Origin of the sequence: Rhodococcus sp. WAY2, assembly GCF_009859915.1 — a bacterium.
In the GTDB taxonomy this organism is placed as follows: Bacteria; Actinomycetota; Actinomycetes; order Mycobacteriales; family Mycobacteriaceae; genus Rhodococcus_F; species Rhodococcus_F oxybenzonivorans.
The window spans coordinates 3,855,785-3,870,922 of the sequence record NZ_CP046572.1; the positions used below are offsets into that span (position 1 = coordinate 3,855,785).

Annotated in this window: 15 protein-coding genes; 8 read left to right on the top strand and 7 right to left on the bottom strand. The window is 65.6% G+C overall.

Translation table 11 applies throughout. The features are described 5' to 3' along the window. Positions 1–209 precede the first annotated feature (209 nt). Complete coding sequence (locus GFS60_RS17710; RefSeq protein WP_159923163.1) at positions 210–1,121, top strand: manganese catalase family protein; 912 nt, start codon at positions 210–212, stop codon at positions 1,119–1,121. Between the two features lie 3 nt (positions 1,122–1,124). Here GFS60_RS17710 and GFS60_RS17715 read toward each other — a convergent pair whose 3' ends face one another. Then, positions 1,125–1,829 carry a hypothetical protein gene (locus GFS60_RS17715; protein ID WP_159923165.1) on the bottom strand — a complete coding sequence of 235 codons (705 nt, stop codon included), beginning with the start codon at positions 1,827–1,829 and terminating at the stop codon, positions 1,125–1,127. Between the two features lie 193 nt (positions 1,830–2,022). Here GFS60_RS17715 and GFS60_RS17720 point away from each other — a divergent pair, with 193 nt between their 5' ends. Both GFS60_RS17720 and GFS60_RS17725 read left to right on the top strand, forming a co-directional pair. Beyond that, a complete protein-coding gene (locus GFS60_RS17720) occupies positions 2,023–2,814 on the top strand; it encodes an SDR family NAD(P)-dependent oxidoreductase (protein WP_159923167.1) in 792 nt (263 codons plus the stop codon). Between the two features lie 118 nt (positions 2,815–2,932). Beyond that, the gene (locus tag GFS60_RS17725) at positions 2,933–3,805 is read left to right on the top strand and encodes a hypothetical protein (protein ID WP_159923169.1); all 873 of its coding nucleotides are present in this window, start codon (positions 2,933–2,935) and stop codon (positions 3,803–3,805) included. Between the two features lie 11 nt (positions 3,806–3,816). Here the strand turns inward: GFS60_RS17725 and GFS60_RS17730 are convergent, their stop codons facing one another. Next, a complete protein-coding gene (locus GFS60_RS17730) occupies positions 3,817–5,343 on the bottom strand; it encodes a flavin-containing monooxygenase (RefSeq protein ID WP_159923171.1) in 1,527 nt (508 codons plus the stop codon). Then, positions 5,340–6,233 carry an SDR family oxidoreductase gene (locus GFS60_RS17735; RefSeq protein WP_159923173.1) on the bottom strand — a complete coding sequence of 298 codons (894 nt, stop codon included), beginning with the start codon at positions 6,231–6,233 and terminating at the stop codon, positions 5,340–5,342. The genes GFS60_RS17730 and GFS60_RS17735 overlap by 4 nt, the downstream gene beginning before the upstream one ends. Positions 6,234–6,311: 78 nt before the next feature. Between GFS60_RS17735 and GFS60_RS17740 the strand changes: the two genes are divergently transcribed. Together GFS60_RS17740 and GFS60_RS17745 are read left to right on the top strand one after the other, a co-directional pair. Beyond that, positions 6,312–6,950 (top strand): TetR/AcrR family transcriptional regulator, encoded by a 639-nt coding sequence (locus GFS60_RS17740; RefSeq protein WP_159923175.1) that lies wholly within the window; start codon positions 6,312–6,314, stop codon positions 6,948–6,950. 114 nt (positions 6,951–7,064) lie between these two features. Next, positions 7,065–8,282, top strand: a complete 1,218-nt coding sequence (locus GFS60_RS17745) for a hypothetical protein (RefSeq protein WP_159923177.1) — start codon at positions 7,065–7,067, stop codon at positions 8,280–8,282. 9 nt (positions 8,283–8,291) lie between these two features. On the opposite strand, the gene GFS60_RS17750 is transcribed toward GFS60_RS17745, so the two are convergent. Genes GFS60_RS17750 through GFS60_RS17760 form a run of 3 tightly spaced genes read right to left on the bottom strand, consistent with a single transcriptional unit; the run spans position 8,292 to position 11,369 of the window. Further along, positions 8,292–9,500, bottom strand: coding sequence for a CoA transferase (locus tag GFS60_RS17750; protein ID WP_109334248.1), 1,209 nt, complete (start codon positions 9,498–9,500; stop codon positions 8,292–8,294). 25 nt (positions 9,501–9,525) lie between these two features. Continuing rightward, positions 9,526–10,533, bottom strand: coding sequence for a MaoC family dehydratase (locus GFS60_RS17755; RefSeq protein ID WP_159923179.1), 1,008 nt, complete (start codon positions 10,531–10,533; stop codon positions 9,526–9,528). Next, complete coding sequence (locus GFS60_RS17760) at positions 10,530–11,369, bottom strand: HpcH/HpaI aldolase/citrate lyase family protein (protein WP_159923181.1); 840 nt, start codon at positions 11,367–11,369, stop codon at positions 10,530–10,532. The genes GFS60_RS17755 and GFS60_RS17760 overlap by 4 nt, the downstream gene beginning before the upstream one ends. 193 nt (positions 11,370–11,562) lie before the next feature. Here GFS60_RS17760 and GFS60_RS17765 point away from each other — a divergent pair, with 193 nt between their 5' ends. Genes GFS60_RS17765 through GFS60_RS17775 form a run of 3 tightly spaced genes read left to right on the top strand, consistent with a single transcriptional unit; the run spans position 11,563 to position 13,990 of the window. Then, a complete protein-coding gene (locus tag GFS60_RS17765) occupies positions 11,563–12,714 on the top strand; it encodes an acyl-CoA dehydrogenase family protein (RefSeq protein WP_159923183.1) in 1,152 nt (383 codons plus the stop codon). 31 nt (positions 12,715–12,745) lie between these two features. Then, a complete protein-coding gene (locus GFS60_RS17770; protein WP_159923185.1) occupies positions 12,746–13,492 on the top strand; it encodes a GntR family transcriptional regulator in 747 nt (248 codons plus the stop codon). 45 nt (positions 13,493–13,537) lie between these two features. Then, the gene (locus tag GFS60_RS17775) at positions 13,538–13,990 is read left to right on the top strand and encodes a MaoC family dehydratase (RefSeq protein WP_109334239.1); all 453 of its coding nucleotides are present in this window, start codon (positions 13,538–13,540) and stop codon (positions 13,988–13,990) included. Between the two features lie 4 nt (positions 13,991–13,994). Here GFS60_RS17775 and GFS60_RS17780 read toward each other — a convergent pair whose 3' ends face one another. Then, positions 13,995–15,137, bottom strand: a complete 1,143-nt coding sequence (locus tag GFS60_RS17780; RefSeq protein WP_236603187.1) for a beta-mannosidase — start codon at positions 15,135–15,137, stop codon at positions 13,995–13,997. Position 15,138: the final 1 nt, after the last annotated feature.

Sequence of the window (15,138 nt, forward strand, 5' to 3'; positions counted from 1 at the left end):
GAAACCGGTGAGCACGGCGTCGCCGCGTGCAGACGGTGTACCGCGGCAACACGGAACGAAAGACAGCGTTGGACCCGAACGAATCCACGTCCATGACCGTGGGCGAAGAGCGCTCCGAAAGTTCTGCAATTTATCAGTCCGCCCGGTTTGGAAATGGTGAACCGAGGTAAGCGGCGAAGGCAAACACATCGACGATCGGGAGTTGCCATATGTTTCGTCATACCGACTATCTGCAGTTCGACGTCGCTCCGGAGAAGCCGGACCCGGTGTACGCCCGTAAACTACAAGAGCTTCTCGGTGGTGCCTACGGTGAAATGACCGTCACCATGCAGTATTTGATGCAGGGCTGGAACTGTCGAATGCCCGGCAAGTACAAGGATCTGATCATGGATATCGCGACCGAGGAGATCGGTCACGTCGAAATGATCGCCACGATGGTCGCGAGACTTCTCGAGGGCGCACCGGCCACCGAATCGTCCAAGGCGGCGGGAGCGGATCCCGTCGTGGCGGCGATCCTCGGCGGTATGGACCCCCAGCAGGCGATCATCTCCGGGGGCGGCGCGGTTCTGGCCGACAGCAACGGGGTGCCGTGGAACGGCCGGTATATCGTCGCGAGCGGCAACCTGCTCGCGGACTTCTACGCCAACGTCACCGCAGAGGCGCAAGGACGCCTGCAGACGGCCCGGTTGTACAACATGACCGACGATCCGGGCGTGAAGAATATGTTGAAGTTCAACCTTGCCCGGGATACCTACCATCAGAACATGTGGTTGTCGGCCATCGAGGAGTTGAAGGCGGACGGACTCGAGGGCAGTATCGCACCGAACGCGTTGTTCGACGAAGAATACACCGAGCACGCAGAAACGTTGTGGCACTTGTCCGATGGCACGATGTCCGATCAGGGGCGATGGGCGTCGGGTCCGGCACCCGACGGAGTTCACGAGAATCGGTTCATCGCGGACCCGCAGCCGCTGGGCGGCAAGGGCGGAGCACCCGCTCCGGATCCGAAGCTCTATGCGACATACGACGGGAGCCTGGGTGAACCGGCCTCGAGCGCACTGGGCACGGAAAAGGGTCTCGTCGGCAAGGTCAAGGAAGCGCTCGACCCGGACAAACCGTGACCGCTATTCGTCGGTAGCGCCCCGACCTCGGCGACTGCCCCGATATGCCCCGATCCGCGCTGCGGCAAGCCACTCGGGCCGCAGCGCGATCGAGGGTGGGCAGTTCACTACCGGATCGAAAGACGGCTGTTCGTCATCCGCGAGGTCACGCACGTCGCTCAGTACGACACGTCCTGACGGCGTCGGTGAATTGGTGAAAGAAGCCAGCTGTAAGGAGAACACGAGCGGCGCGATCGCGAGAGCATCGGCGAGTGCGTTGATAGACGTCGTCGGTGGGTGCTCACCGACCGGTTCGGCCACCACCCAGGTGGGCGGTCCGCCCGTCGAGGAGAGCGGCATGAGACTGCTGTACCGGGCGGTGTTCCATCCCGTGGCAGGAAGCGGCAGCATGCGGGTCAGCGACGAGGTGCCCGAGCTCGCCAACAGTAGATCCCACGGCGTGGGGCCCTCGTCCAGATCGATCCGCAGCGCCAGACCCAGCACGTCGGGGATCATGGACGGAGTACCGATTCCACCGGACATCCGCGCGGTCACCGGCAATGAGATTCGCGTACGCCCCGGCCACCACGACGAGTTGAACTCGACTGAGCCGCCGATAACCAGCCCCTTGGGGTGGAACACCCGTGCATGGCGGACGGACGCGGCAATGCGGAACGGGCCCACGAATGCGCTGCGTACGGTGTCGAGTGCTCGTCCGGAATCGACCATGGTGCCTTCTCCTCGGTGAGGTGTGCGGAAACCTGCGTCAGATGAGTCTTGTTCCATCGTCGGTGACCCGTGTTCCCCGCACAACTCCGACTGCACCCTGATCTGCCGGTGTGAGGATGCGGTGTGAGATGCCGGCACCCGGGTAATCGGCACCGTGATCGCCGACTGTTTCTCCCAGTGAGGGGTGAGAACTATGACCATGGCACGCCCACTGGCTCTCGTCACCGGAGCGTCGCGGGGGATCGGGCTCGAACTGACCAGATTGTTCGTCAAGGACGGTTACGATCTCGTCGTCGTGGCGGACTCCGATGCCCTGGACTCCGCCGTCGCCGAACTGAGGTCGACGGGTGCCGGCGTGATTCCCGTGCGCACCGATCTGCGCACCGAACAGGGTGTGGCGTCGGTGTGGGAGGCGATCACCACAGACGGCCGTCCGCTCGCTGCCGCTGCACTCAATGCCGGTGTGGGACATGGCGGTGCGTTCGTCGACACCGACCTCGCCGACACGTTCGCCATCATCGACCTCAATGTGAGGTCGACCGTGCACCTGACCAAACTCGTGCTCGACGACATGGTCTCCCGTGGGGCGGGGCGGATATTGATCACCTCGTCCGTGGCCTCCACCATGCCCGGGCCGTATCAAGCCGTCTACAACGCTTCCAAGTCGTTTGTGCAGTCGTTCGCGGAAGGGCTTCAAGGGGAACTGAAAGACAGCCCGGTCACCGTCACGTCGCTGATGCCCGGGCCCACGGACACCCACTTCTTCAGCCGCGCCGAGCTCGACGACACCAAGCTCGGTCAAGGTCCCAAGGATGATCCCGCCGACGTTGCCAAGCAGGGCTACGAGGCCATGATGAAGGGTGAGCGAAAAGTAGTGGCCGGGTCGATCATGTCCAAGGCGATGGCGGCGGTGAACACGGTGACCCCGGACGCGGTCAAGGCGGCAGCGCATCGTCTACTCGCCAAACCAGGATCCGGCCGGTGACCTGACACGTTCAGTCCACGGTAGCTATCACACTCAGAAGCGCGTCAAGTTGTTCGCGGCGGGCACTGCTCGCGCTGGTCGGGATGTGTCACCGTCCCCACTGCGGGTACCCGCAACTATGAATCTTCCCCATTTCACCCCCGCAGGCGCGAAGAAGCTCTGCGCGCGTTGTGCAGCCGTGGCATTCCTCCTCGGCGGTGGAGTGGCCGCCCAAGCCGGTTCGGTGAACGCCGCTCCCTCACCGGATGGGTTCGACACCGTCCCCGACCGTACCTCGTTGTCCTTCGCGCACTCACCCAGCGGAACGCGGGTGGGTACCGCCAACTCCGCGGAGGCCCGACCCGGCCTGTCGACCGTCAAACTGTATGTGGCCGACTACATGCTCCGGCACGGAGACGGTTCTGCCGAGGACCGTGAGCTCGGTCAGCGCATGATTCGGGACAGCGACGACGGCGCCGCCTCCCAGGCGTACGCCAAGTATCCGCACTCCATCGACGCCGTTGCCAGCGAGTACGGTCTCACTGCAACGCGAGGCGCCGCCTTCTGGGGCAACTCGAGCACCAGCACGGCCGACACCGTCACCTTCCTGGAGGCGAAGAAGGCCACCGACCCGTCGAGTCCCATTCTCGGCTGGATGGCCACCGCCGCCCCCGTCGCGGCGGACGGAACGACCCAGGACTGGGGAACGAGCACGCTTCCCTCCGTCGTCGGCACCAAATGGGGCTGGTCCGACTACGGACCGGACATCGTCGCATCGGCCTCGTTCGGTCCCGACTTCTCGGTGGCCGCCAACACCTATGGGAGCAAGGAGCAGCACACATCGGACGTCCAGGGCGCGTTCGGTCCGGAGCTGACGCCTGCGCCGGACCAGGTGTCGGTGCGCGAGCTGATCGAGCGTCTCGACACCACCGACAATCCCGTCGTCAGTCAGCTGGCCACGGCCATCCCACCCGAATGGACGCTACCGGCCGACATCCTTCCCGCCCCCTAACTGCTCCTGCGTCAGTGTCCTGTCGTGAGCGAACGGGGCGGTCGTGATCCCCGGAAGGTCATCGCGTCGTCGACGATCTTGCCGTGGCGAAAGGTGACGAGGTCGCGGAAGTAGTTCATGCGCAGCCGCCACGGGGCTTTCGAGCCCTGCTTCGGGAACGACTCCACCGAGCGGAGTACGTACCCCGCGGCGAAGTCGAGGAATGGTTCTTCGTCGACCGATGCGTCACGTTCGGGCACGCAGTTCGTGTACCCCTTCTCGTCCATGTGCTCGAGGAGACGGCACACGTACTCGCACACGAGGTCGGCCTTCAGGGTCCACGATGCGTTGGTGTACCCGATGACGAACGCGAAGTTGGGTACGCCGCTGAGCATCATGCCCTTGTAGGCCATCGTGTCCGCGAGATCGACGTCGCGGCCGTCGACGGCGAGTGTCATTCCGCCGAAGGCAAGCAGATTCAGCCCGGTGGCGGTCACCACGATGTCGGCCTTCAGTTCCTCGCCCGACTGCAGGGCGATGCCGTTCGTCGTGAAGCTGTCGATGTGATCGGTGACGATCGACACCTGACCGTGACGGATGGCGCGGAACAGGTCTCCGTTGGGTACGAGGCATAAACGTTGATCCCATGGGTTGTATCGCGGCGTGAAGTGGGTGTCGATGTCGTAACCGTGAGGAAGCCACTTCGTCTGCAGTTGCCGGATGCGGCCCTTCATGAACTCCGGATAACGCTGGCACAGTTGGTAGATCGCGACCGCGACCGACGCGTTCTTCAGCCGCGTCAGGGCGTAGGCGACGCGCGCGGGAAGGTGCTTGCGGAAGCGGTTGGCCAGCGCATCCTCGGCCGGCATGGAGAGGATGTACGTGGGCGAGCGCTGCAGCATGGTGACGTGCTCGGCCTCGGCCGCCATCGACGGCGCGAGAGTCACCGCGGTCGCGCCGCTACCGATGACGACGACACGCTTGCCGGCGTAGTCGAGATCGTCGGGCCACTGCTGGGGATGCACTACCTGGCCGTCGAATCGTTCCAGCCCCGGGAAATCCGGGGTGTAGCCCTCGTCGTACCGGTAGTAGCCGCTGCAGGAGAAGAGGAAATCCGCTGTCAGCGTCATCTTCTCGCCGGAGTCGGTGCGTTCGGCCTCGACCGTCCACATCGAAGATGCGCTCGACCATTCGGCCCGGACAACCCGATGTCCGAACCGGATGTGACGATCGATGCCGGCCTCGGCGGCCGTTGTGCGCACGTACTCGAGGATGGAGGAGCCGTCGGCGATGGACTTGTCGTTCTCCCAGGGCCGGAACCGGTAGCCGAGGGTGTACATGTCGGAGTCGGAACGGATTCCGGGGTACCGGAACAGGTCCCAGGTGCCACCGATCGCGTCGCGGCCCTCGAGGATCGCGTACGTGCGGCGAGGGAACTTGTCCTGCAGGTGGTACGCGGCACCGATCCCGGAGAGGCCGGCGCCGATCACGATCACATCGAGATGCTCGACTGCGGGCTCAGTCTCGGATAGGCCGGCGGCGGTGTCGGTGGATGTCATGACGGGTCGACCGCCACGTCGTCGAGCGCAACGTTGCGCGCGGAGGTGGACCGGCCGAGTGCGGCCACCTCTTCGTCCATCAACGGAAGAATCCGCGGGATGTGGGGCAGGACCGCGCGATCGCCGATCCTGGAGGTGACCACCGCTTTGAACCAGCCCACCGGCCCGACCCAGCGGGGTACGTACACGCGGCGCTTGCGGCGAGACAGGGCATGAACGAAGGCGTCGACGCACGCCTGCACCGACGTCGTCTTCCCGAGGGGGCCGGGCAGAACGGCGAGGAGCTGATTGAACGCCGACAGATCCGCCTTCGCGTCCTGCACGAGTGGTGTGTCGATCCACGACATGTGCGCCGATCCGACCGCGACACCGAGGTGAGCGAGCTCGAGGTGGAGGGCGCTGGCGAAATGCTCGACCCCAGCCTTGCTAGCGCAGTACGCGGCGAGGCCGGGTGCGGCGGTGAATGCGGCGAGCGAGGAGACGACGAGTATGTAGCCCTTGCGTTCGATGACGGACGGGAGCGCGGCCCGGACCGTGTGGAAGGCGCCGAGAATGTTGATGTCGAGAACGCGCTTGAAGGTGGCCGGGTCTACCTGCGACACCGAGCCGTAGCTGGCGATTCCGGCGTTCGCGAGCACCAGGTCGATGCCACCGAACTTCGCGACCCCGGCGTCGACGGCTCTCTGCATCGCGGGCAGATCACACACGTCGGCGACGGCGGCGAGGGCAACGTCGTCACCGAGTTCGGTGACCAGAGCCTGCAGGGGCGCAGCATCCAGGTCGATCAAGACGAGCTTGGCGCCCTTCGCGGCGAGCGCGCGGGCGGTGTCTGCCCCGATGCCCCGTGCGGCGCCCGTGATGAGCGCGACCTTGTTCCTGAGCGTGGGCATGGTGATCTCCTGGCGTAGTAATCTGGCACCGCTTGGTGTCAGTTTGTATCTGGAACCGGTCGGTGTCAATATTGGGTCGTGAGTTCGCCCAGGCTCGAGGAACCCGGTCGCACCTACCGCGGTGCGGGACCCCAGCAACGTCAGGAAGAGCGCCGACTGCGCTTGATCGACGCTGCGGTCGAGGTGTTCGGCACTACCGGATACCGCTCGGCGACGGTCGGGAAGATCTGCGCGGTCGCCGGGCTCACCAAGCGCTACTTCTACGAATCCTTCACCGACAGCGAGGCGCTGTTGCTCGCGGCGTATGGCACGGTGACCGATCGGTTGCGGGAGGATGTGCTCGCCGGAGCCGGCCGTGACCCCGCCGACCTCGACACCCGAGTGCGAGGCGCCCTCACCGCATTCTTCGAGTCCGTCGCCGAGGATCCCCGAATTTCGCGGATCGCGTTCCAGGAGGTGCTGGGTGTCGGGCCGGAAGTGGACCGCGCCTATCGCCGGGTCACCCTCGAGTTCGTCGACGCCGTTCTCTTCGTCATCAATCCGGTGATCGATCGGGCGCCGGATCCGCATCTGCACACCCTCGCCACCGGGCTGGTCGGTGCCGTCCTGATGATCGCGCAGCAGTGGGTGTTGTCGGAGAAACCTCAGCCCATCGAGGCGGTCATCGCGGACGCGCACACGATCCTCTCATCCGTCCTGGGCCGCCTGACCGACTGATCGAAGCGGGACAGTTCCGCCATTCGACCGCGCCGCATCACATATATGTTGTTCGATATCTCTATGCGCCTGCCCGACCACCGGCCCTCGCGTCGGAGACCAGCGATTCGCGCCTTGCTCACTGCACTTCTCGGGGTGGCAGCCCTGGCGGTCCCGGGCCAGGGCGTCGCGCACGCCGCTGGATACGACGGTCTGATCGATCTCGCGCCGTCCAACGCCGACGCCGAGGCGATCGGCGGTCTCGACCCACGGCTGCCCACCGACCCGGCCGTCCTCGGCACCGCACTGTCCTCGGCCAGGGCCGACGGTATTGACCCGGTGCGGTATTCGGCACTGCTGCACCAGTACTGGCTGGCCCGAGGAGCGGAAGCGTCCGGCATCGATCTGGCGACGTGGGATCCGAATGCCGGACTGATCGCCAATGCGGCCGTCGTCGATCGCGTCTACGAGAACTACGGCCGCTATCAACGCGAGCGCGGCGAACTCTACTGGTCGGGCATGGCGGGCATGGCCGGCGGTTCTTTCGCCGCCGGTTTCTGGGACCTCGACATGGGCAGGACCGTGCTCGACGTCGACGCCATCCACGCCCTCGGCAACGCAGTCGCATCGTCGATCCGCGGTTTGCCCGCCGAGGCGCTGTCGTTGCTACCGTCCGATGTGAGGACGTTGGCAACCGTCGGGCCGTCGATCACCGCCGAGGACGTCGACTGGTATCAGAAGCGACTGCTGATGATGCAGAAGCACATCTACTTCGACATGGTGCCGATGCACGAGGCGTATCTGAACGGTGGACGTGCAGCAGTCGAGGAGTTCGCGGCGGCACGCTTGCTCGACGACAACGCCAGGATCGCGTGGGAAGGTGTCTTCTCGGGCACGAACTCCGGATACGCCGATGCCTTGTTCCGGATGGCGTCGCGCGAGCAGAACCAGATCATCGCCGACCAGTGGGACATCACCTCCGCGGCCCGCGACGGAGTGGGAAGGGCGCTGACCTACGCCACCACGGTGGCCGCCCAACCGTCGGTCCCCGGTTCGAGGTCGCCGGGAAAGGCGGCACCGCTGTCGGTGACCGGGTACATCGACGGACGGCAACTGCGACTGCGGGCACCCCTGCCCGGCTTCAACTGGGCCGACCGAAAACCACGCTGGGAGTACATCGTCAGCGACATCGCTCCGTCCTACCAGCGGCTGGTGGAGACACGTCCCGGAGAGATGCACGCGATTCTCGCGATGCCGTTCCGGGACTTCGTCGACACCCAACGCGTCGCCCGGCGTATCCCCGACCTTGTGCGTGATCTCAGCACCGGCTGGGAGTTGGTGGAGGCGCAGTAGTTCTTCCGCTCAGCCGGCGACGACGCCGCGTTCGTGCAGCGCGGCGATGTCGGATTCCGGCGTGCCGAGCCAGTCCCTCAGGACCTGTGCGGTGTCTTCTCCCACCGCGGATGCCGGTGCGACGGTGGCGTGGTGGCCGTCGAACGACGCGGGATGCCCGGATGCGAGGTAGGTGCCGATGCGCGGCTGATCGAGGGGAGTGAACATCGGGTTCTTCTCGAGTTCCCCGGACTTCACCACTTCCTCGAAGGTACGGTAGCGCTCGGCGAGCACGGACGTCTTCGAGAGTGCCTCGGCCACTTCGGTTGCGGTGTGTTCGCGGAACCAGCGGGCGAACAGGGCTGTGAGGACGTCGCGGTGGGTGAAGCGATCGGTTTCGCGTGCGAAGTCCACGTCGAGTGCGGTGGCGAGTGCCTCCACCGCGGCCGTGGTTCCGGTGACGGCGACAAGGTCACGGAAGTGACGTGGGGTGAGGGCGACGATCATGAACCGTTCGCCGTCGCTGGTGGTGAAATCCGTTCCGTAGGTGCCGTAGACGGAGTTTCCGGTCGCCGGCCTGCCGGTGCCGTTGATCTGGACCTCGGTGAGATAGCCGAGCGTGCCTGCGGTGGCGAGGGCGACGTCCTCGAGCGGCAGGCGGATGTGGGTGCCCTCACCGGTGGCGTCGCGGTGCCGGACGGCGGCGGCAACGGCCAGCGCGGCGTACAGCCCACACACCACGTCCCACGCGGGCAGGACGTGGTTGACGACACCGGCATGATCGGTGGGACCGGTGATGGACGGGAAACCGAGTCCCGCATTGACGGTGTAGTCGACGGCGGGGGAACCGTCGGTGCCACCGAGAACTTCGAGGGTAATGACGTCGGAGCGCAGGGCGCTGAGCGCGTCGTGGGCGAGCCAGTCACGGCCACCGGCGTTGGTGACGAGGATTCCGCCACCCGCACCGGGGGCCGTGACCAGTTGCTGCACCAGTTCCTGCCCCTCGGGGCTGCGCATGTCGACGGCCACGGACCGCTTACCGCGGTTGAGACCGGTCCAGTAGATGCTCTCGCCGTCACTCGTGACCGGCCAGCGCTTGTAGCAGGCGGAGCCGCCGACGGGGTCGACCCGGATCACCTCGGCCCCCAGCTGAGACAGCGTCAGCCCGCACAGGGGGGACGCGATGAAGCTGGAGACCTCGACGATCCGAAGTCCGGCAAGGGGAGTGTGGGCAGTCACGAGAGAAGCTCCTTGATGGTGGAGATCAGGCCATGAGGGCGGTGAAACGCCAGTCGAGGACGGGAACGTCGGAGGCGGCGGCGTTGTGCGCGAACACCAGCGACCGAAGGTGGAGTAGTCCACCCCCAGTGGTGAGGGCGTCGGCACTCTCGACGCGGAGTTCACTGGTGAGGGTGTCGCCCTCATGGACGGGCCCGGTGTGATCGCACGACTTCCAGCCGAGGACGGTGACGAGATTGGGCAGGGCGCGAGTGGCCTGCCCGAGGGCGATTCCGATCGTGTGGCCGCCGTAGACGAGCCGGCCGTCGTCGCCGACGCGCTCGTCGTGGTGTGTGGCCGCGATGTTGAGAGTCAGGCGTGCGAGTTCTGGTGCGCTGGACACCACATCACCGCTGCTGCGGAACACCGCACCGGCGAGGGCGGGAGTGAAATGTTCGCCGGGCACCTTCTCGCGGTACACGCCGAGATCCCATCCCTCCGGTGCGTTGAAGGGCTGCTCCGATTGCGGTCCGACGACCGAAAGGTCGTCCGCCTTCCGGACGCGATTCTCATCGGGGCTTTCGGAGAGGGGAAGCATCGCGCAGCGGTAGAAGTCGAGGACCGTCCGGCCGTCCTGATCGGTCGACGTCATCCGCAGGGCGGCGAGGCCCGTGGGCTTCCGCCCGGGTTTCGCGGAGTTCTCGCGCAATCCCACTACTTCCGTGCGGGTATGGAGGGTGTCACCGAGGTGCGGGAAGTGGTGGAACCGCAAGCCGCGGTAGAAGAGGTTGGCCTTCACGTGATGGGTGGCCACCGTCGACTGTCCGATCGCAAGGTCACACACGAGTCCCGGGTTGGCCACCCCCTCGGACGCTCCGGTGACCGCCCGCGACAGGTGAGTATCGAGTGGCAGCCGCATCCGGTCGCCGAGGATCGCCTGGTGGGTGGCCGAGAGGCCACTGGTCAGAGTGACGGCAGGAGCCGAATCGAAAACCTGACCGATCTCGAGTTCGTCGAAGTACGGTCCACCGACGTACGTCTGCGTGATCATCATTGTCCACCTACCTGTGCGAGAACCCGTCGTGCCGCAACTGCGACGGCTTCGTCGAGCATCTGACCGTCGAGTTGCGCGGCGCCGTTCCCGGCCGCCTCCGCGTCGGCGAGTGCGTCGATCACTCGTCGCGCATTGTCGACGTCGGCGTTCGAGGGAGTGAACGCCGCAGCGGCAGAGGAGATCTGGTTCGGGTGGATCACCCACTTGCCGTCGAATCCGAGGGCGCTCGTCCACGACGCCGAGTGCCGGAATGCGTCGTCGTCGGCGATGCCGAGGAAGGGGCCGTCGATCGCCTGGATACCTGCGGCGCGAGCGGCCACGAGGACCGCCTCCTGAATGGCGAGCCAGTGCTCGGGGAGGGCTGCGCGGGAACGTCCCAGTGCGGCACCCAGATCGGCGTAGCCGATGATGACCGCATCGAGGTGATCGGCCCGTGAGATCGCATCGATGTTCTGTACCCCGCGTGGTGTTTCCACCAGCGCCTGAAGTCGGACGGTCCCGACGGCGTCCGCGGCGTCCTGCAGATCCTTGTGTGTCTCGGTCTTGGGAACGACGATGCTCGCCAACGAGGGGCCGAGCTCGGCACATGCGGCGAGGTCGTCCGCTGCCCACGGTGTGGTGAGCGCGTTGATGCGGACGGAGACTGCCCGGGAGCCGTCCGATTCGCGCACGAGGCGAGAGACGAGATCGCGGGCCGCAGCCTTCTTCGCCGGTGCGACGGCGTCCTCGAGATCGAGGACCACCTCGTCGGCGTTCGACTTCAAAGCCTTCAGTGCTTTGCGTTCGTCGGATCCGGGGGCCACCAGGACGGCGCGCCTGCGGGTGAGGTTCTGCACGATGCTTCATTCCTCGTTTCGGGATTGCCGGGTTTCGAGATAGCCGGGAACGGCCGATATGTACGGCCAGAACTTCAGGACCGCACACGATGCTGGCAGGGCCTAACCGGCTATGTCAAGACGGATTCTTGACTTGCGACGAACAAAGCGCAACTATGGCCGTACAAATGTCGAGCACGCGAGGTGAGGGTTCATGGGCAAGCTGAACGAGGAAGAGACGTACCTGGTCGAGACGGTGCGGGCTTTCATCGACCGCGACGTCAAGCCGACGGTGCAGGAGGTGGAGCACGCCAACGAGTACCCCGAGAAGTGGATCGAGCAGATGAAGCAGATCGGGATCTACGGGTTGGCGGTGCCGGAGGAGTACGGCGGATCGCCGGTGTCGATGCCGTGTTATGCCCAGGTGACGCAGGAGTTGGCCCGCGGGTGGATGAGCCTGGCCGGGGCGATGGGTGGGCATACCGTCGTCGCGAAGTTGCTGTCGTTGTACGGCACCGAGGAGCAGAAGCAGCAGTATCTGCCGAAGCTGGCGACGGGTGAGATCCGGGCCACGATGGCGTTGACCGAGCCCGGTGGGGGATCGGATCTGCAGGCCATGTCTACCAATGCCAAGACCGACGGCGACGATCTGGTGATCAGCGGTTCGAAGACGTGGATTTCCAACGCCCGCCGCTCGGGATTGATCGCTTTGCTGTGCAAGACCGATCCGAGTGCGAATCCGAAGCACCGGGGTATTTCGATCGTGTTGGTCGAGCACGGTCCGGGACTTACGGTGTCGCGGGATCTGCCGAAGCTGGGCTACAAGGGGGTCGAGACGTGTGAGCTGTCGTTCGACGGTTATCGCATTCCGGCCACGGCGATCCTCGGCGGCACCCCGGGCAAGGGGTTCGGGCAGATGATGAAGGGTCTCGAGACCGGTCGCATCCAGGTGGCCTGCCGGGCGCTGGGAGTGGCGACGGCGGCGCTCGAGGATTCCCTCGCCTACGCCCAGCAGCGGGAGAGCTTCGGCCAGCCGATCTGGAAGCACCAGTCGATCGGCAACTATCTGGCCGACATGGCGACCAAGTTGACGGCGGCGCGGCAGCTGACCTGGCATGCGGCCGAGCAGTACGACAGCGGCGAGCGGTGCGACATGGAGGCGGGTATGGCGAAGCTGTACGCGTCGGAGGTGGCGATGGAGATCGCGCTGTCGGCGGTCCGTATTCACGGTGGGTACGGCTACTCCACCGAGTACGACGTCGAGCGGTACTTCCGGGATGCACCTCTGATGATCGTCGGCGAGGGCACCAATGAGATTCAGCGCAACGTCATCGTCTCGCAACTCGTGGCCCGAGGCGGTCTGTAGTCCCACAACCTGCACGTAGGATCGGTGCGCGATGAACGGTAGGGAACGAGAGAGCGAGCCGGCGTACCAGCTGGTGTCCAGACAGCTGCGCGAGCACATTGCTGCGGGCAAATACCGCGACGGCGTGAAACTTCCCACCGAATTCGAGCTCGCGGAGCAACACGGGGTGAGTCGTCAAACGGTCCGGCGGGCGTTCCAGGATCTGGTGGCCGAGGGCATTGTCTACCGGGTGCCCGGGCGTGGCACCTTCGCGGCCGAGTCCGATGGCCGCTACCTGCGTCAGCTCGGATCCATCGAAGACCTGATGAATCTGTCCACGGACACCACCATGGAGGTGGTCTCGCCGCTGCGCCGCCGGGTCGACATCGAGGCGGCGAGCAGGCTCCGGCTCGATACCGACCTCGTCCACACGGTCGTGTTCCGGCGACGTCACGACGACACACCCTTCGTGCTGACCACCGTCTACCTTCCCGACGAGATCGCACGGCTCGTCGTCGATGCCCCCGAGATGGCCGAGGGCGCCGTCAGCGCGTACACGATCATCGGGTTGCTGGAACCGCACCTGCGAAGTCCCATCGTCGAGGCAGCGCAGTCGATCACCGTGGCGCCGGCCACCGAGTTCGTTGCCCGGGAGCTGGGGTGCGACGTCGAGCACCCGATGTTGCGAGTAGACCGCCTGTACACCGACGCCGAAGGCCGGATCGTCGAACTCGCGGTCAGCTACTTCCTACCCGAGCACTACACCTACCGAGTCACGCTCCGCCGCGGCGGACGCTGAACCACAACCACTCTGAACTGTGAACCGACGAGGAGAAGTACCGACATGCGCGTGTTCAACGGAATCGACGAGGTCGAAGCTGCCGTAGGGGAGTCCCTCGGCTTCAGCGAATGGCTGGAGGTCACGCAGGACCGCGTGAACCTTTTCGCCGACGCCACCGAAGATCACCAGTGGATCCACGTCGACCCGGAGCGTGCCGCGGACGGCCCGTTCGGCGCGGCGATCGCGCACGGCTATCTCACGCTCTCACTGCTGCCGAAGCTCGGCGCGGAAATCATGCGTGTCGACGGCGTGAAGATGGTGATCAACTACGGGCTCAACAAGGTTCGCTTCCCGGAACCGGTCCGGGTGGGGGCGTCGATCCGCGCCGGCGGCGAAATCGTCTCCTGCGAACGCACGGCCAAGGGTGCCCAGGTGGTCGTGAAGAACACCATCGAGATCAAAGGATCCGACAAGCCGGCGTGCGTAGCGGAGACGGTGCGCGTGCTCGTGTCCTGAATTCTCAGTAGGCGCCCGGGGCGGTACCCGTGCCGAGGGACCCGAACTGCTCGACCACATCCCACAGCGGGTCGTCGGGCCCCACGTCGTAAGTGCACTCGGTGGGCCTCGGATCGGGGACGAACGCCCAGAGCAGTGCCCCGGCTGCGCCCGCATCGCGTTGGCCGGTAAGTTTCGTGGTGATGTGTGCGGCACGGTCGCCGAGGTCACCGCACGAGCCGGCGAGTTCGCCGATCTCGCCCATGAGGAGCGGCTTCCCCAGCGCCTCCGCCTGTTCGAGTCGTCGACCCAGACCGTTCCACTGATCGCCCGGCAGCGGGACGGCGTCGGCGCCGTAGTCGTGATACTGGACGACGTTGACATACGGCGACGCCCCGACGAACTGGTATTCATCGCCTTGGGTGCCGCATTGCCCGCCGCCGGTGAATCCGGCCGTGATCAGGGTCCGCGGGTCGCGCGCGCGGAGCTCGGCGCCGGCGTCGTCGAAGAAGTCCCGCAATACCTGTGCGGCGTCTGGGCCACACGACCGAGTCCACCACGAACAGGCCGCGTCCGTGCATGTGCTCGTCTCCGGTTCGCCCACCAATTCCCAGGCGGCGAGTGAGGACGAGTCCTTGTACCGGTCGACGGCGGTGTGCATCCAGTCTTGGAAGCTCATCAACGTGCGGGGAGCCCCCGGTGTCATGGTCTGCCACCCGTCGACATACCACTGCCGGCCTTTGAACACGTCGTCTTCACACGCGCCGTCCTGCGGTGCGAGGACGGGAATCACCATCTGGTCGTGTGCCTCGGCGGCAGCGAAGACGGCGTCGATCGGTCCGAAGTCGAGCTGCCCGGTGAACCGGTTGATCGCCAGTGCCTGGAAGAGGTTGAACCGGGTCAGCGAGTGCGCCGGAAGTGACGAGAAGTAGGACCCGAGATCGACCATGGCCCCACAACCCCAGTTCACCGACCAGTTGGTGGCCAACTGATAGGCGTTGAAACCCGTCGGCCACCAGGGTTGACCGTCGAGGGCGAATCCCTCGGAAGACGCCGTGACCCGCGACCCCGGCGCGGGGTCGGCAGCCCCGACGGCACTGGTTCCGAAGGCCAAGAGAGCGGCGGCGGCCAGCACGGCACCGGCTTTGGTGATGCGCGAATCGGCCATG